The sequence below is a fragment of the Achromobacter sp. AONIH1 genome, from assembly GCF_002902905.1.
Classification (GTDB): domain Bacteria; phylum Pseudomonadota; class Gammaproteobacteria; order Burkholderiales; family Burkholderiaceae_B; genus Achromobacter.
The window spans coordinates 2,975,525-2,992,766 of the sequence record NZ_CP026124.1; the positions used below are offsets into that span (position 1 = coordinate 2,975,525).

13 protein-coding genes are annotated in these 17,242 nt (G+C 67.6%); 9 read left to right on the plus strand and 4 right to left on the minus strand.

Annotation, left to right across the window (positions count from 1 at the left end; all coding sequences use genetic code 11):
- Positions 1-112: 112 nt before the first annotated feature.
- Positions 113-2,167, plus strand: a complete 2,055-nt coding sequence (locus C2U31_RS13520) for an OPT family oligopeptide transporter (RefSeq protein WP_103273224.1) — start codon at positions 113-115, stop codon at positions 2,165-2,167.
- Between the two features lie 87 nt (positions 2,168-2,254).
- Here C2U31_RS13520 and C2U31_RS13525 read toward each other — a convergent pair whose 3' ends face one another.
- Both C2U31_RS13525 and C2U31_RS13530 read right to left on the minus strand, forming a co-directional pair.
- The gene (locus C2U31_RS13525; protein WP_103273225.1) at positions 2,255-3,970 is read right to left on the minus strand and encodes a hydantoinase/carbamoylase family amidase; all 1,716 of its coding nucleotides are present in this window, start codon (positions 3,968-3,970) and stop codon (positions 2,255-2,257) included.
- A gap of 154 nt (positions 3,971-4,124) precedes the next feature.
- Entirely contained in the window at positions 4,125-5,141 is a 1,017-nt protein-coding gene (locus C2U31_RS13530) for a 1-aminocyclopropane-1-carboxylate deaminase (RefSeq protein WP_103273226.1), read from the minus strand.
- A gap of 194 nt (positions 5,142-5,335) precedes the next feature.
- Between C2U31_RS13530 and C2U31_RS13535 the strand changes: the two genes are divergently transcribed.
- The 8 genes from C2U31_RS13535 to C2U31_RS13570 all read left to right on the plus strand — a co-directional run bounded on the left by C2U31_RS13535 (position 5,336) and on the right by C2U31_RS13570 (position 15,530).
- Positions 5,336-5,806, plus strand: coding sequence for an Lrp/AsnC family transcriptional regulator (locus C2U31_RS13535; RefSeq protein WP_103273227.1), 471 nt, complete (start codon positions 5,336-5,338; stop codon positions 5,804-5,806).
- A 346-nt stretch (positions 5,807-6,152) separates the two neighbouring features.
- Positions 6,153-9,020, plus strand: a complete 2,868-nt coding sequence (locus C2U31_RS13540) for a 2-oxoglutarate dehydrogenase E1 component (RefSeq protein ID WP_103273228.1) — start codon at positions 6,153-6,155, stop codon at positions 9,018-9,020.
- An 88-nt stretch (positions 9,021-9,108) separates the two neighbouring features.
- Positions 9,109-10,332 (plus strand): 2-oxoglutarate dehydrogenase complex dihydrolipoyllysine-residue succinyltransferase, encoded by a 1,224-nt coding sequence (gene odhB, locus C2U31_RS13545; RefSeq protein WP_103273229.1) that lies wholly within the window; start codon positions 9,109-9,111, stop codon positions 10,330-10,332.
- 115 nt (positions 10,333-10,447) lie between these two features.
- Positions 10,448-11,875, plus strand: a complete 1,428-nt coding sequence (lpdA, locus tag C2U31_RS13550; protein WP_103273230.1) for a dihydrolipoyl dehydrogenase — start codon at positions 10,448-10,450, stop codon at positions 11,873-11,875.
- A 112-nt stretch (positions 11,876-11,987) separates the two neighbouring features.
- The gene (gene zapE, locus C2U31_RS13555; protein WP_103273231.1) at positions 11,988-13,079 is read left to right on the plus strand and encodes a cell division protein ZapE; all 1,092 of its coding nucleotides are present in this window, start codon (positions 11,988-11,990) and stop codon (positions 13,077-13,079) included.
- A 228-nt stretch (positions 13,080-13,307) separates the two neighbouring features.
- On the plus strand, positions 13,308-13,589 hold the full coding sequence (locus tag C2U31_RS13560; protein ID WP_103273232.1) for a DUF3649 domain-containing protein: 282 nt from the start codon (positions 13,308-13,310) through the stop codon (positions 13,587-13,589).
- Positions 13,586-15,190 (plus strand): PepSY domain-containing protein, encoded by a 1,605-nt coding sequence (locus C2U31_RS13565; protein ID WP_103273233.1) that lies wholly within the window; start codon positions 13,586-13,588, stop codon positions 15,188-15,190. The genes C2U31_RS13560 and C2U31_RS13565 overlap by 4 nt, the downstream gene beginning before the upstream one ends.
- A gap of 16 nt (positions 15,191-15,206) precedes the next feature.
- Positions 15,207-15,530 carry a DUF3325 domain-containing protein gene (locus C2U31_RS13570; RefSeq protein WP_103273234.1) on the plus strand — a complete coding sequence of 108 codons (324 nt, stop codon included), beginning with the start codon at positions 15,207-15,209 and terminating at the stop codon, positions 15,528-15,530.
- Between the two features lie 16 nt (positions 15,531-15,546).
- On the opposite strand, the gene C2U31_RS13575 is transcribed toward C2U31_RS13570, so the two are convergent.
- On the minus strand, positions 15,547-16,068 hold the full coding sequence (locus tag C2U31_RS13575) for a DinB family protein (RefSeq protein ID WP_103273235.1): 522 nt from the start codon (positions 16,066-16,068) through the stop codon (positions 15,547-15,549).
- A 29-nt stretch (positions 16,069-16,097) separates the two neighbouring features.
- Positions 16,098-17,210 carry a citrate synthase/methylcitrate synthase gene (locus C2U31_RS13580; RefSeq protein ID WP_103273236.1) on the minus strand — a complete coding sequence of 371 codons (1,113 nt, stop codon included), beginning with the start codon at positions 17,208-17,210 and terminating at the stop codon, positions 16,098-16,100.
- Positions 17,211-17,242: the final 32 nt, after the last annotated feature.

The window sequence follows — 17,242 nt, forward strand, 5'->3', positions numbered from 1 at the left end:
GCAAAAAAACCAACCGGCAAACCTACAGGGCGACATGCCCCTAAGGCCGGGCGCCGCGGCGCGGACCAGAAGTCCGACACGCAGCCGCCCGGCCAGTGAAAAGGAGACTTCAATGGCTCAACCCATCAGCGTCCCGGCAGACGTGACGCTGCCGGAACTGACGTTCCGCGGCGTCCTGCTGGGCGCACTGATCACCGTCATCTTCACGGCTTCGAACGTGTTTCTCGGGCTGAAGGTCGGCCTGACCTTCTCGTCCGCCATCCCGGCGGCCGTGATCTCCATGTCCGTGCTGCGCCTGTTCAAGGACGCCAACATCCTTGAAAACAACATGGTGCAGACGCAGGCTTCGGCGGCGGGCACGCTGTCGTCCATCATCTTCATCCTGCCCGCCCTGGTCATGATGGGCTACTGGCAGGGCTTTCCGTTCTGGCAGACCCTGGGCATCTGCGCCGCCGGCGGCATGCTGGGCGTGATGTTCTCGATTCCGCTGCGCCACGTCATGGTGGTGCAGAGCGAGCTGCCCTATCCCGAGGGCGTGGCCGCGGCCGAGATTCTCCGGGTGGGCAGCGCCGAGCGCGCTCAGGAAGCGCAGGCCGACGCGGCGCCGGGCAAGGCGGCCAAGCCCGCCGCCACCGGCATGGCCGATATCGCGGCCGGCGGCGTGGTCGCCGCGGCGGTGAGCTTCGCCGCCAGCGGCCTGCGGGTGCTGGGCGAGAGCGTGAGCGGCTGGTTCGCGCTGGGCGGGGCGGTGTTCCGCCTGCCCATGGGCTTTTCGCTGGCGCTGCTGGGCGCCGGCTACCTGATCGGCATCGTGGCCGGCCTGGCCATGCTGACCGGTCTGGTGATCGCCTGGGGCATCGCCGTGCCGGTGTTGACCTCCATGGGCGACCTGCCGACCGGCAAGACGCTGGCGCAGTACGCCACCGGCATCTGGTCTTCGCAGGTGCGCTTCATCGGCGCCGGCGTGATCGGCGTGGGCGCGATCTGGACCCTGGCCACGCTGTTCATGCCGATGGCGCGCGGCGTCAAGGCCTCGTTCTCGGCCCTGAGCAAGGCGGGCAAGGCCCGCGCCGGCCAGGCGCCGCGCACCGAGCGCGACCTGTCGGCGGGCTGGATCTCCCTCGTCACGCTGGTGCTGGTGGCCATCCTGGTCGTCACGTTCCAGGTCTTCCTGGCCGACGCGCCGCTGTCGGCGATGGCCGTCTGGAAGCTGGTCGCCTACGCCGTGCTGTTCGCCTTCGTCTTCGGCTTCCTGGTGGCGGCGGCCTGCGGCTACATGGCCGGTCTGGTGGGCACGTCGTCCAGCCCGATCTCGGGCGTGGGCATCGTCGCCATCGTGCTGGTCTCGCTGCTGATGCTGGTCCTGGGCGGCGAACTGCTGGAAGCGAAGAACGGCGTGCAGATGACCATCGCGCTGGCGATCTTCAGCACCTCGGCGGTGGTGGCGGTGGCTTCGATCGCCAACGACAACCTGCAGGACCTGAAGACCGGCTGGCTGGTGGGCGCTACGCCCTGGCGCCAGCAGGTGGCGCTGCTGATCGGCTGCGTGCTCGGCGCCGCCGTGATCTCGCCGGTGCTGGAACTGCTGTACAACGCCTACGGTTTCGCCGACGCCATGCCGCGCGAAGGCATGGATCCGGGCCAGGCCCTGTCCGCGCCGCAGGCGACGCTGATGCTGGCGATCGCGCGCGGCATCTTCTCGCACCAGCTGAACTGGACCATGATCCTGATCGGCATGGCGGTGGGCGTGGGCCTGATCGCGGTCGACGCCATCATGCAGCGCACCTGCCGCGTGGCGCGCATGCCGGTGCTGGCCGTGGGCATCGGCATCTACCTGCCGCCCACCGTCGCCGCGCCGCTGGTGGCGGGCGCCTTGCTGGCCTGGGCGCTGGAGCGCGCGCTGCGCCGCCGCGCCGCGGCCGCCGGCCAGCGTTATGACGACTACGCCGACGCCGCCAACCGGCGCGGCGTGCTGATTGCCTCCGGCCTGATCGTGGGCGAGAGCCTGGTGGGCGTGCTGATGGCCGCCATCATCGGCGCTTCGGGCAGCGAAGCGCCGCTGGCCCTGGTCGGCGCGGACTTCGGCGTCACCGCCTCGTACCTGGGGCTGGCCGTGTTCGCGTTCGTGGCCGTGTTGTTCTGGCGCCGGGTGATGCGCCTGGCCTGAGCGATTCCCGGATCGGCCCGCCGTCGGCAGACCGGCGGCGGGCGGCCATCCTGATGCCGGCCCGCGATCGCGGGCCGATTTTCTTGTTCAATTCCCCGATTCGCGGGCCAGCTCGTCCAGCAGGCTGCCATAGGCCTGCACGGCCAGCTGGATGTCGTCGCAGGTGGTGGTTTCCAGCGGATTGTGGCTGATGCCGTGGTTCTGACCGCGCACGAACAGCATGGCCTGCGGCATGATTTCATGCAGCTTCATGGCGTCGTGGCCGGCGCCGCTGGCCATGCAATGCGGCGGCAGGCCCTGCGCGGCGATGGCGCGCTCCCAGCGCTGTTGCCATCGCGGATGGCTGGGCGCGGCCGAGGCGCGCATGGTTTGCTCCGTCGTCTGGCGCAGGCCACGGCGCGCGCAGATGGCGGCCAGCTCGGCCAGCACGTCGCGGGCCAGCGCGTCGCGCTGCGCATCGCTGGGCGCGCGCAGGTCCAGGCTGAACCGGCATTCCCCGGGCACCACATTGATCGAGCCGTTCGGCACCTCCAGCATGCCCACCGTGCCGACCGAGCCCGCGTCGGCGGCGGCGCGCCGCTCCACGTACAGCAACAGTTCCGCCGCGGCCGTGGCCGCGTCGCGTCGGCTGCCCATGGGCGTGGTGCCGGCGTGGCTGGCCATGCCCTGGATGCGCACGCGGTAGCGCACGCAGCCATTGATCGAGGTCACGGCGGCCAGCGGCAGGCCCAGCTCGTACAGCACCGGGCCCTGCTCGATATGCACCTCGATGAAGCCCAGGTAGCGCGCCGGATCGCGGCGCAGCCGGGGAATGTCCTCGGCCCGCAGGCCGGCGCGGCGCAGCGCCTCGCGCATGCTGATGCCGTCGGCGTCCACCTGGTCCAGCCAGGCGGGTTGGAAGTCGCCCGTCAGCGCGCCGGATCCCAGAAAGGTGGCGGGATAACGCTGACCTTCTTCTTCCGCGAAGGCGACCACCTCGATCTGGAACGGCAGCCGCCGGCCCTGGCGGCTCAGCTCGCGCACGCAGGCCATGGGCACGAAGATGCCCAGGCGGCCGTCGTACTTGCCGGCGTTGCGCACCGTGTCGTAGTGGCTGCCGGTCAACAGGATGGGGGCGTCCGCCGTGGCGGCGCGATAGCGGCCGACCACGTTGCCGACCGCGTCGATGCCGACCTCGTCGAAGCCGCCGTCGCGCATCCAGGTTTCGATCTGGCGGGCGCAGGCCCGGTGGGCATCGGTCAGGTAGGTGACGGTGAGCAGGCCGCGCTCGGCGTAGCCGGGGTCGCTGTGCGCGCTCAGTTGCTCATGCCAGTCCCAGATGTCCTCGCCCAGCGCGGGGCGGTCGCCGAAGGCGTCGCGCAGTCGCAGTTCGGCGTTGCGATGGAGCGCGATCAGCGTCTCTTTCCGTTCGATGTCGACCGGATGGTCCAGGCGACGCGCGAGGCTGGCGATGGCCTGGCCCGCGTCCAGTTCGCGGCCCCGTGCGTCGTGCGTCGCCAGCACGGGATCGTGGCCATGGCGCTCGCGATAGGCGGCGGCCAGTCTGGCCAGCTCGTCTCGTTCGGCGGACGTGTCGCCCTTTGGGAGCGTGCTGGCGCCGGCGTCGATCAGCGCCGCCAGCACCTCGCCGCCCGCGCCGTCGACAGCGCGGCGCAGGGCCTGCTTGAGCTGGGCCAGCGTGGCGAAGGGGCGTTCGTCCAGCGCCCGGGCCGCGATCCCGGGCGCGCCCGGGTACAGTCCGGCCAGCATGCTGGCGGCGTCGTCGGCGGTCGCGGCGTTGAGTCGGGCTAGCGTATGGGGCATGGCGCGAATCCGTGAGAGGGCAGGGGCGGGAAAGGGCCAGACACCATAGCCCGAATCCCGTCGCGGTCATATACATGAATGCATGGATTGCACCGCCGAGCCTGCTCAGCGCAGGTCGCCGCAAGGCCAGCCCAGCGCGCCGTAGCCGCCGGGCTCAGCCGTTGCGGTAGAGAAAGCTGTAGGCGTTGATCGCCGGCACCCCCCCGAGATGTGCGTACAGCACCCGCGAGCCGGCGGGAAATTCGCCGCGCCGGACCTTGTCCACCATGCCCTGCATGGATTTGCCCTCGTAGACCGGGTCCGTCATCATGCCCTCCAGCCGCGCGCACAGGCGGATGGCCTCGTTGGTCTCGGCCGAGGGCAGGCCGTAGGCCGGATAGGCGTAGCGCGTGTCCAGGGTCACGTCGGCGTCCTCGATGGCGCGGCCCAGCCCGACCATGTCGGCGGTGCGGCGTGCGATGCGCAGGATCTGCGCCCGCGTCTGGTCCGGCGTGGCCGAGGCGTCGATGCCGATCACGCGGTCGGCGCGACCGTCGTCGGCGAAGCCCACCACCATGCCGGCCTGCGTGCTGCCGGTGACGGCGCAGACCACGATGTAGTCGAACTTGAAGCCCAGTCCGGCTTCCTGGCGCCGCACTTCCTCGGCGAAGCCCACATAGCCCAGTCCGCCCAGTTCATGGTCCGACGCGCCGGCCGGAATGGCGTAGGGCTTGCCGCCACGGCGGCGCACGTCCTCCAGCGCCTCTTCCCAGCTGCGCCGGAAGCCGATGTCGAAGCCCTGGTCCACCAGCCGCACGTCGGCGCCCATCAGCCGGCTCATCATGATGTTGCCGACCCGGTCGTAGACGGCGTCCGAATAGTCCACCCAGTTTTCCTGCACCAGCACGCACTTCAGGCCCAGCTTGGCCGCCACCGCCGCGACCATGCGCGTGTGGTTGGACTGGATGCCGCCGATGGTGACGAGCGTGTCGCAACCTTGTTCCAGCGCTTGCGGGATCAGGTATTCCAGCTTGCGCAGCTTGTTGCCGCCGAAGGCCAGGCCGCTATTGCAGTCCTCGCGCTTGGCGTAGAGCTCGACCTTGCCGCCCAGGTGGGCCGACAGCCGGTCCAGCCGTTCGATGGGCGTGTCGCCGAAGGTCAGGCGGTGGCGGGGGAAGCGTTGCAGGTCCATGGAAGCTCCTTTGGCGTTTTCGAGCCGGGCCGGAAGCGGCCGTGGCTGAAAAAATCATAGGAATCATGGGGTTATGTGGTCAATTGCGTATTTTTGTGATTTATTGATGTTTCATTTAGGTTGATGGACTTGATAGTCCTTTGAATTTATAAAAATGATGACTCATCAAAATTAAATTTACAGGGACAGATAAGATGGCCACCCTCTCCAGCCTGGACCGGATCGACCGCCAGATCCTGCGGGTGCTGCAAAAGGACGCGCAGATCACCAACCTGGATTTGAGCGCGCGGGTGAATCTCAGCCCGGCGGCCTGCCTGCGGCGGGTGGAAAAGCTGCGCACCGAGGGCGTGATCCGCAAGACGGTGGCGCTGCTGGAGCCGGCCGCGGCGGACATGGCCACGCTGGTGATCGTGGGCGTGGTGCTGGACCGTTCCACGCCGGAGGCTTTCACCGACTTCGAGGAGGCCGCGCGCGGCATCAGCGGCTGCCTGGAATGCCACCTGGTGGCGGGGGAGTTCGACTACTTCCTGATGCTGCGCATCCGCGACCTGGAGCGCTTCAACAAGCTGCACGCGGGCGAGATCATCAAGCTGCCCGGGGTACGGCAGATCCGCACCTTCTTCGTATTGAAGGAGATCATGTCGACCACCGAATTGCCGCTCTGAGCGCGCCTGATCCGACGCAAAAGCGCAACACTGCGCTGCTGCGAGGTCTTTCATGACGCGCCGCCGCATTTTTCGCAGACGGCATTTTGAATGCGCGTAGACGGCTCGATAGAAGGGGTTGCCAGGACATTCCCGCAGGCCGGGAAACGGCGATGGACGGCCGTTTTGCGTCACGCAATCGCAGCAAGACGCCCATAAACTCAAAGGGTTATACTCTTAATCCATACGGCTTTTAAGGGCTTGTACGCGCCTTCTGCCCCTGCTATCCGCTAACCGGGAAGCCCGTGTCGCGGAAGGTTTTTTCCTGCATCGTGTCGAGTGAAGCACTCGTAAAGGTGAAGCGATTATGTCTTCGGAAATAGAATCCCTATCCACGTCTTATCTGTTTGGGGGGAACGCCCCCTACGTTGAGGAGCTTTACGAAGCCTACCTCGACAACCCCGGTTCGGTGCCGGACAACTGGCGCGAATACTTCGACCAGCTGCAGCACGCTCCCGCCACCGACGGCCAGGAATCCACCCGCGACCAGGCCCACGCTCCCATCGTCGAATCGTTCGCCCAGCGCGCCAAGGCCAATGCCTTCGTGCAACGCGCCGCCGAACCCGACCTGAGCGTCGCCAGCAAGCAAGTCTCGGTGCAGTCCCTGATCGCCGCCTACCGTTCGCTGGGTTCGCGCTGGGCCGACCTCGATCCGCTCAAGCGCCAGGAACGTCCGCCGATCCCCGAGCTCGATCCCGCCTTCTACGGCCTGACCGAAGCCGACCTGGACCAGACCTACTCGGCCACCAACACCTACTTCACGACCGCCAGCACCATGACGCTGCGCGACATCCTGAAGGCGCTGCGCGACACGTACTGCCGCAGCATCGGTGCCGAATTCACGCATATCTCCGACCCCGCCGCCAAGCGCTGGATCCAGGAACGCCTGGAAACCACGCTGGGCGCGCCGACCTACACGGTCGAGGAAAAGCGCCACATCCTGCAGCAGCTGACCGAGTCCGAAGGCCTCGAGCGCTTCCTGCACACCAAGTACGTCGGCCAGAAGCGCTTCTCGCTGGAAGGCGGCGAGAGCTTCATCGCCTCGATGGACGAAGTGGTGAACCACGCCGGTGAGAACGGCGTGCAGGAAATCGTGGTCGGCATGGCCCACCGCGGCCGCCTGAACCTGCTCGTGAACATCATGGGCAAGATGCCCGGCGACCTGTTCGCCGAGTTCGAAGGCAAGCACGCCGAAGGCCTGACCGACGGCGACGTGAAGTACCACAACGGCTTCTCGAGCGACCTGTCCACCCGTGGCGGTCCGGTGCACCTGTCGCTGGCGTTCAACCCGTCCCACCTGGAAATCGTCAACCCCGTGGTCGAAGGCAGCGCGCGCGCTCGCCAGGAACGCCGCGGCGACGCCGAAGGCAAGCAGGTGCTGCCGGTGCTGGTGCACGGCGACGCGGCCTTCGCCGGCCAGGGCGTGGTCATGGAAACCCTGAACCTGGCCCAGACCCGCGGCTACGGCACGGGCGGCACGCTGCACATCGTCATCAACAACCAGATCGGCTTCACCACGTCCGACCCGCGCGACTCGCGTTCGACGCTGTATTGCACCGACGTGGTCAAGATGATCGAAGCCCCGGTGTTCCACGTCAACGGCGACGATCCCGAAGCCGTGGTGTTCGTCACCAAGCTGGCGCTGGACTACCGCCTGCAGTTCCGCCACGACGTAGTGGTCGACATCGTCTGCTTCCGCAAGCTGGGCCACAACGAGCAGGACACCCCCTCGCTGACGCAGCCGCTGATGTACAAGCGCATCGGCCATCACCCCGGCACGCGCAAGCTGTACGCCGACAAGCTGACCACGCAGGGCGTGCTGGCCGAAGGCGAAGCCGACCAGCTGGTCAAGGACTACCGCCAGCTGATGGAAGACGGCCAGCGCACCATCGAGCCGGTGCTGACCGACTACAAGAGCAAGTACGCCATCGACTGGTCGCCCTTCCTGGGCGCCAAGTGGACCGACCAGGCCGACACCGCCGTGCCGCTGGCTGAACTGAAGCGCATCGGCGAGCGCATCACCACGGTGCCGGAAGGCTTCACCGTGCACCCGCTGGTCGCCAAGCTGCTGAACGACCGTCGCACCATGGCCAAGGGCGAGATGAACCTGGACTGGGGCATGGGCGAGCACCTCGCCTTCGCGACCCTGGTGTCCTCGGGCTACGCCATCCGCATCACCGGCCAGGACTCGGGCCGTGGCACGTTCACGCACCGCCACGCCGTGCTGCACGACCAGAACCGCGAGCGCTGGAACGACGGCACCTACATCCCGCTGCAGAATGTCTCGGAAGGCCAGGCGCCCTTCACCGTGATCGACTCCGTGCTGTCCGAAGAGGCGGTGCTGGGCTTTGAATACGGCTACTCCAGCGCCGAGCCCAACACGCTGACCATCTGGGAAGGCCAGTTCGGCGACTTCGTCAACGGCGCCCAGGTCGTGATCGACCAGTTCATCAGCTCCGGCGAAGCCAAGTGGGGCCGCCAGTCGGGTCTGACCCTGATGCTGCCGCACGGCTACGAAGGCCAGGGCCCCGAGCACTCGTCGGGCCGCATCGAGCGCTTCCTGCAGCTGTGCGCCGACAACAACATGCAAGTGGTTCAGCCGACCTCGGCCTCGCAGATCTTCCACGTTCTGCGTCGCCAGATGATCCGCCCGTTCCGCAAGCCGCTGGTGCTGTTCACGCCCAAGTCGCTGCTGCGCAACAAGGACGCCGGCTCGCCGCTGACCGATCTGGCCGGCGGCAGCTTCCGCCCCGTGATCGGCGAAGTGGACGACACGATCGACGCCGCCAAGGTCAAGCGCGTGCTGGCCTGCTCGGGCAAGGTCTACTACGACCTGGTCAACGCCCGCCGCGAGCGTGGCGCCGACAACGTCGCCATCGTCCGTGTCGAGCAGCTGTATCCGTTCGCTCACAAGGCCTTCGAAGCCGAACTGCGCAAGTACCCCAAGGCCACGGAAGTGATCTGGGTGCAGGACGAGCCGCAGAACCAGGGCCCGTGGTTCTACATCCAGCATCACGTGTACGAGAACATGACCGAAGGCCAGAAGCTGGGCTACGCCGGTCGTGCCGCGTCGGCTTCGCCGGCCGTCGGCTACCTGGCCAAGCACCAGGAACAGCAGAAGGCCCTGATCGAGACCGCCTTCGCGCCCAAGTTCAAGGTCATGCTGACGAAGTAAGCACCAAAGCGCGCGGCGGCGCGCCGGAATCAGAACCGGCGCCCGCCACGCGGCGAGCACAGAACACAAACTCAACGGAATACATCAAATGGCTATCACCGACGTCGTCGTCCCCCAACTTTCCGAATCCGTTTCCGAAGCGACCCTGCTGACCTGGAAGAAGCAGCCCGGCGCGGCCGTCGAAGCGGACGAAATCCTCATCGAAGTCGAAACCGACAAGGTCGTGCTGGAAGTGCCGGCCCCCGCTTCGGGCGTGCTGGCTGAAATCGTCAAGGGCGATGGCAGCACCGTGACCTCGGGCGAGCTGCTGGCCCGCATCGACACCGCCGGCAAGGCCGCCGCCGCCGCCACGGCCCCCGCCGCCGCCGCGCCCGCCGCCCAGGCCGCCGCTGCCGCGCCGGCCGCCGCCGCGCCCGCTTCGACCTCCGCCGCCGGCGTGGCCTCGCCCGCCGCCGCCAAGATCCTGGCCGAGAAGGGCGTGGACGCCGCTGCCGTGGCCGGCACCGGCCGCGATGGCCGCGTGACCAAGGGCGACGCCCTGGCCGCCAGCGCCGCCGCGCCCGCCAAGGCCGCCGCCGCTCCGGTCGCGCCCCCGACGCTGTCGCTGGACGGCCGTCCGGAACAGCGCGTGCCGATGAGCCGCCTGCGCGCCCGCATCGCCGAGCGCCTGCTGCAGTCGCAGCAGGAAAACGCGATCCTGACCACGTTCAACGAAGTGAACATGCAGGCCGTCATCGACCTGCGCAACAAGTACAAGGACAAGTTCGAGAAGGAACACGGCATCAAGCTGGGCTTCATGTCGTTCTTCGTCAAGGCCGCCGTGGCCGCCCTGAAGAAGTTCCCGCTGATCAACGCCTCGATCGACGGCAAGGACATCATCTATCACGGCTACTTCGACATCGGCATCGCCGTGGGCAGCCCGCGCGGCCTGGTGGTGCCGATCCTGCGCAACGCCGACCAGCTGTCGATCGCCGACATCGAGAAGGCCATCGCCGACTTCGGCCGCCGCGCCGCCGACGGCAAGCTGGGCATCGAAGAGATGACCGGCGGCACGTTCTCGATCTCCAACGGCGGCGTGTTCGGCTCGATGCTGTCCACCCCCATCATCAACCCGCCGCAATCGGCCATCCTGGGCGTGCACGCCACCAAGGAGCGCCCCGTGGTTGAAAACGGCCAGATCGTCATCCGTCCGATGAACTACCTGGCCCTGTCCTACGACCACCGCATCATCGACGGCCGCGAAGCCGTGCTGGGCCTGGTCGCCATGAAGGACGCGCTGGAAGATCCGCAGCGCCTGCTGCTGGACCTGTAATTCCAGCTTTCCCGTCCCGGCGCGCGGCGGCCCCGCCACGCGCGCCCGGGCCGGCGTCATGCCGGCCTGACGCGGACGGTGCGCGTTCCCCTTCATTTCCCATCGCGAGAACACTATGTCCAAACAATTCGACGTCGTCGTCATCGGCGCGGGCCCCGGCGGCTACATCGCCGCCATCCGCGCCGCCCAGCTCGGCATGTCGGTGGCTTGCATCGACGCCTGGCAGAACGGCCAGGGCGGCCCGGCTCCCGGCGGCACCTGCACCAACGTGGGCTGCATCCCGTCCAAGGCGCTGCTGCAATCGTCCGAGCACTACGAGCAGGCCAACCACCACTTCGCCGAGCACGGCATCGAAGTCAAGGGCGTGAGCCTGAAGCTCGACACGCTGATCGGTCGCAAGAACTCGGTGGTCAAGCAGAACAACGACGGCATCCTGTACCTGTTCAAGAAGAACAAGGTCACCTTCTTCCACGGCAAGGGCGCGTTCGCCGGCCAGGTCGAAGGCGGCTGGGCGATCAAGGTCACCGGCACCACCGAGGAAGACCTGGTCGCCAAGCACGTGGTCGTGGCGACCGGTTCGTCGGCGCGCGAACTGCCCGGCCTGCCGTTCGACGAGAAGGTCGTGCTGTCCAACGACGGCGCGCTGAACATCGGCGCCGTGCCGAAGACGCTGGGCGTGATCGGCGCCGGCGTGATCGGCCTGGAAATGGGCAGCGTGTGGCGCCGCCTGGGTTCCGAAGTCACCATCCTGGAAGCGATGCCGGAATTCCTGGCCGCCGCTGACGGACAAGTGGCCAAGGAAGCCTTGAAGGCCTTCACCAAGCAGGGCCTGAACATTCAGATGGGCGTCAAGATCGGCGAGATCAAGGCGACCGCCAAGTCCGTGACCGTGCCCTACGTCGACGCCAAGGGCGCCGAGCAGAAGCTGGTGGTCGACAAGCTGATCGTCTCGATCGGCCGCGTGCCCTACACCGGCGGCCTGAACGCCGACGCCGTAGGCCTGAAGCTCGACGAGCGCGGCTTCGTCGCCGTGGACGGCGACTGCAAGACCAACCTGCCCAACGTCTGGGCGGTGGGCGACGTGGTGCGCGGCCCGATGCTGGCGCACAAGGCCGAGGAAGAGGGCGTGGCGGTTGCCGAGCGCATCGCCGGCCAGCACGGCCACGTCAACTTCGACACCGTGCCGTGGGTCATCTACACCTCGCCGGAAATCGCCTGGGTCGGCAAGACCGAGCAGCAGCTCAAGAAGGAAGGCCGCGAGTACAAGGCCGGCAGCTTCCCCTTCCTGGCCAACGGCCGCGCCCGCGCGCTGGGCGACACCACCGGCTTCGCCAAGGTGATCGCCGATGCCAAGACCGACGAGGTCCTGGGCGTGCACATCGTCGGCCCGATGGCCTCGGAGCTGATCTCGGAAGCCGTGACCATCATGGAATTCCGCGGCGCCGCCGAAGACATCGCCCGCATCTGCCACGCGCACCCGACCCTGTCGGAAGCCGTGAAGGAAGCCGCGCTGGCCGTGGACAAGCGCGCCTTGAACTTCTGATGCGCGGGCTCTGGTCCGCCCGGGGCCTGGCCCCGGCGGATCGGCGCCATGGTTGCCTGGGGGCGGGTTCGCGGATCCGCCCTTTTTTCATCCTGCCAGCCTGTTTCCCCACATGAACGTCAGCGAATACTACGAACACGCCCTGGCCGAGCGCGGCTATCAGCCCGACGAGGCCCAGAAGAAGGCGATCGACCGCCTGCAGCGCTACTACGACGAATGGGTCAAGTTCAAGGCGATGCGCTCGAACGCGCTGAAGAAGCTGCTGAACCGGCCGGACGTGCCGCGCGGCGTCTATCTGTGGGGCGGGGTGGGGCGTGGCAAGAGCTTCCTGATGGACGCCTTCTACGCCACCGTGCCGGTGGTGCGCAAGACGCGCCTGCACTTCCATGAGTTCATGCGCGGCGTGCACCGCGAGCTGGAAGAGGTCAAGGGCATGCAGGATCCGCTGGACGAAGTGGCCCGGCGCGTGGCCAAGCGCTATCGCCTGATCTGCTTCGACGAGTTCCACGTGTCCGACGTGGCCGACGCGATGATCCTGCACCGGCTGCTGCTCAAGCTGTTCGAGCACGGCACGTCCTTCGTGATGACATCCAACTACGAACCGTCGACGTTGTATCCCGAAGGGCTGCATCGTGATCGCGTGCTGCCGGCCATCGAGCTGATCCAGGCGCGCATGGACGTCATGAACGTGGACGCCGGCGTCGACTATCGCCGCCGTTCGCTGGAGCAGGTGCAGTGCTATCACACGCCGCTGGACGAGCGCGCGCAGGCGGCGCTGCAGGAAGCGTTCAATCAGCTGGCCGACACGCCGCCGCAGGAACCGCTGCTGCATATCGAGCACCGTGAGATCCGCGCGCTCCGGCTGGCCGGCTCGGTGGTGTGGTTCGACTTCGCCACGTTGTGCGGCGGCCCCCGCTCGCAGAACGACTACCTGGAGCTGGCCAACCGCTTCCACGCCGTGATCCTGTCCGGCGTGCCGCGCATGGGGCCGCGCCAAGCCTCCGAGGCGCGCCGCTTCACCTGGCTGATCGACGTGTTCTACGACCATCGCGTCAAGCTCATCATGTCGGCCGAGTGCGAGCCGGAAGAGATCTACACCGAGGGCGCGCTGGCCAACGAGTTCCACCGCACCGTGTCGCGCATCCTGGAGATGCAGTCGCGCGAGTACCTGGAATCCGAGCGCCGGCTCACCGTGACGCTGTAGCGGGGCCACCGCGTCGGCAAGGCGCGGGGAGGGTGGCAAGAATCGGCGGCCGCACGGCCGCCTTTTTTGTTTCTCATATCGTAGTGAGAATAGTTATAATTTATAACTTCTATCCGCTTGAAAGGCGGATTCCGGCCTGGTCGCGGGCAAGCCCGATGGCCCGGCCCGCTCCGTATCCAACCTGACATTTCCGCTATTCCTGTGAAAGCTCCCGCCGCCGGCGCAGCCATGCTGCCCTATCAACTGGCCGTGGCCTCGCGCGCCATCGCCGCCATCCTGGGCTGCTACGGCCTGGCTTCTGCCGCCGCCGCCTGCCTGGCCGTCTGGCTGCCGCTGGCGCGGGCCGACGCCGTGGTGACGGCGCAGATGCTGTCCTTCGTGTTCTACGCCTGCGGCGTGATCTGGGTCTTCGCGACCCGCAACGCCTGGCGCGCCTGGGGCGGCATCCTGATCCCCACGGCCGCGCTGAGCCTGCTGTATCTGGCGGGCCGCGTCGCGGTGCCGGCATGAAGCCGGCGGACGACAAGCAGCAGGGCCAGGAGGGCTTGCGCCAGGCCATGTCCTGGCTGCACACCTGGTCGGGGCTGATCTTCGGCTGGGCGCTGTTCGCGATGTTCCTGACCGGCACGCTGGCATTCTTCCGGCCGGAGATCACGCGCTGGATGCAGCCCGAGATCCAGGTCCGGCCCGCGCCCGCGCAACAGGCCGTGGCCACGGCCCAGCGCTATCTCAGCGAGCACGCGGTCGACGCCAAGCGCTGGTTCATCACGCCGCCGACGGACCGCGAGCCGCTGATCCTGCTGCTTTACCAGACGCCCAAGCCCAAGCCGGGCGAGCGCGGCTTCGTGCGGGTCAAGCTCGATCCGCAGACCGGCCAGGCCGTGACGGCGCGCGAGACGCGCGGCGGCGACTTCTTCTACCGCTTCCACTTCGAGCTGGAGATCGGCTTTCCCTGGGGACGCTGGCTGGCCAGCATCGCGGGCATGTTCATGCTGGTGGCCATCATCAGCGGCGTCATCACGCACAAGAAGATCTTTGCCGATTTCTTCACCTTTCGTCCGAAGAAGGGCGGACAGCGCGCCTGGATGGACGGCCACAACGCGCTGTCCGTGCTGGGTCTGCCATTCCACCTGATGATCACGTTCAGCGGGCTGGTGCTGTTCATGGGCATGTTGATGCCGGCGGGCATCCTGGCTGTCTATGACGATGCGCGCCAGTTCAGCGACGAGGTCTTCGCCTCGTTCAAGGTCACGCCGCCGCGCGGCACGCCCGCGCCCCTGACCGATCTCGCGCCCTTGGTGGCGCAGGCCGAGAGCCACTGGCAGGGCAACGTGGGGCGCGTCACCGTCAACAACCCCGGCGATGCCGGCGCCACCGTGACGCTGACGCGCAACGCGGCCGACGGCGTGTCCTATGGCCGCCTGTCTCCCTACATGCGCTTTGATGGCGTGACCGGCCAGATGCAGGAGAACCTGGACGCGCTCAGTCCCACCGTGCGCACGGCGGGCGTGATCACCGGCCTGCACCTGGGACTGTTCGCCGCGCCGGTGCTGCGCTGGTTCTATTTCCTGGTGAGCCTGGCTGGCACCGGCATGGTCGGCACCGGCCTGGTGCTGTGGATCGCCAAGCGTCGCCAGAAGGCCCGGCCGGGCGCGCGCGAGGCCTTCTCGCTGCGCCTGGTGGACGGCTTGAACGCCGGCACGGTGGCCGGCCTGTTCATCGCCGTCGCCGCCTTCTTCTGGGCCAACCGCCTGCTGCCGCACGACCTGCCGGGACGCCAGCTCTGGGAAGTGCGCGCTTTTTTCTCGGCCTGGGGCCTGTCGCTGGTCTACGCTTTCCTGTTCCAACGCCGCAAATGGCTGGACCTGCTGGCCGTCGCCGCCGCGTCGCTGGCGCTGGTGCCGGTGATCAATGCGTTGACCACCCAGCGCCATCTGGCGGTCTCGCTGCCGGCCGGCGACTGGGTGATGGCCGGATTCGACCTGACCTGCCTGGCCGGTGCGTTGCTGCTGGCCTGGATGGCCCGCAAGGCGGCCCGCGCCCGCAAGGCGCCGGCCGGCCGTCCGGCGGCCCGGCCCGCGCCGTCCCCCCAATCTTCCCCAGCCGCTTGAGAATCGAGGAGCAACCATGACGCTTGCCGCCTTCTGCCTGGCCTATGCGGGTTTCTCCGCCCTGTGCCTGGGCATGGACCGTCATTACGAAGACGTGTTCGACCGCGAACTGCCGCGACGCCATCGTCTGTCGCTGCGGCTGTTCGGCTGGATCGCGCTGGCGCTGTCCTTGTGGGCCTCGGCGGAGGTCTGGGGCTGGAGCTACGGCACGGTCGAATGGATCGGCATCCTCAGCATCGCCGGCCTGCTGCTGATCTGGTTCCTGACCTTCCGTCCGCGCGCGGCCCTGACCGCCGGCGGCCTGTGCGCGCTGGCCGCGCCCGTGCTCGCCGTGGTCTGACGCGCCGCCGGTCTGCTCAGGCCGGAGCGGCCAGTTTCATCTGCCGTTGATAGAACAGCAGATCGAGCTCGGGAGCCTGCCCGGAAACGCGCGTCAGCATGGCGTGCGCCTGCCCGCGGTGGTGCGTCTGGTGATTGAACCAGTGGGCGAGGGCGGATCCGACGTGCTGCCGCAGTTGCTCCGGCGTCGAGGTCCGCCGGTACGAAATGACGGTATCCATGGCGGACTCGGGCAAGGCCAGGACATAGCGGGCGATCTCCTCGTCCTCACGTTCTCGCGCGGCTTTCAACGCCGGGAAGTCCTCGAGAAGGATCTGGTCCAGGCGATAACCCGGATCCGGCAGGCCACAGAGGCGATGCCGCCAGATCCGGTCCGTCACGAGCAGGTGATTGAGCGTGCCCTCGATGGACTTGAAGTAGGCGCCGCAATCCTGGCGGTATTGTTGGGCTTCGAGCCCGCCGACCGCGTTGTACAGGATCCGGTTCGCCCAAGCGTTGTACCGCGCGAGGACATCGAAATGCGCCTTGAGTGTCGCCATGTGCACGCTCCCGTCACGGGCCGGCGGGCTCAGTCGCCGACGGCCATCGCTTCATCCGCAATCGCTTCGGGCAAGGGCCCGACATAGCGAGATTGCGGCCGGATCAATCTTCCTGTCAATGCCTGTTCCCGCGCATGGGCGATCCATCCCGAGACGCGTCCCATGGCGAAGATGCAGGTGAAGACCTCGCGATCGAAACCCAGGGCGTCCAGCAGCAAGGCCGTATAGAACTCGACATTCGTCTCCAGCGCGCGATCAGGCTTGTGGCGGCGCAGCGTATCCAGCGCGATCCGTTCGATCGTCTGCGCCAGTTCGGCGCGCTGGCCGGGCACATGATGGCCCTGCAGCAGCGGCTGCAATGCGGCCTTCAGCGCATCGGCGCGCGGGTCCCGGACCCGGTAGATGCGATGGCCGAATCCCATCAGCCTGTCGCCGCGCGCCAGCGCCGCATCCAGCCACGTCGACGCCTTGTCCGCCGTGCCGATGGCATCCAGCATGTCCAGCACCGGACCCGGCGCGCCGCCGTGCAGCGGGCCCTTCAATGCGCTGATCGCGGCCAGGACCGACGATGTCAGTCCGGCCCGGGTCGAGGCCACGACCCGGCTCGCGAACGTGGACGCGTTCAGGCCATGGTCGGCCACCGTCACCAGGTACGCATCCAGCGCATGCACATGGGCGGCCTCGGCGGGCAGTCCCGACATGCGCAGAATGTCGGCGGCGTGTCCCAGGCCAGCGTCCGGTGGAATCGGGGCGTGGCCTTGCCGCAGCCGGATCAGGCCGGCGGTGAAGACCGCCGGCGCGGCCACCAGATGCAGCGCGGTGACCGGGTCATTGCCGTCCTGGATCCTGGCGACCAGCGCGCGCATCGCGTCGATGGGTTCCAGCGCGAGCAAGGCCGCGTCGGCCGAACCCAGGTGCTGGAACACCGCGACCCGGGCGGCGCCCAGCGCCGATTGCCAGTGCTGCGGGGGCGCGGGCTCATACAGGAACTGCTCGAACAGCATCGCCATCACGCCTTCATAGGTCTCGCGTGCTGCTAGATCATCGAGCGAGCGCCCGCGGATGATCAGTTTTCCACGATTGCCATCCACCTCGGACAAGACGGTTTCCGCCGCGATCACTTCGTCCAAACCTATCGCCATCACATGCTCCTTGTTGATGGGATCATGTTCAT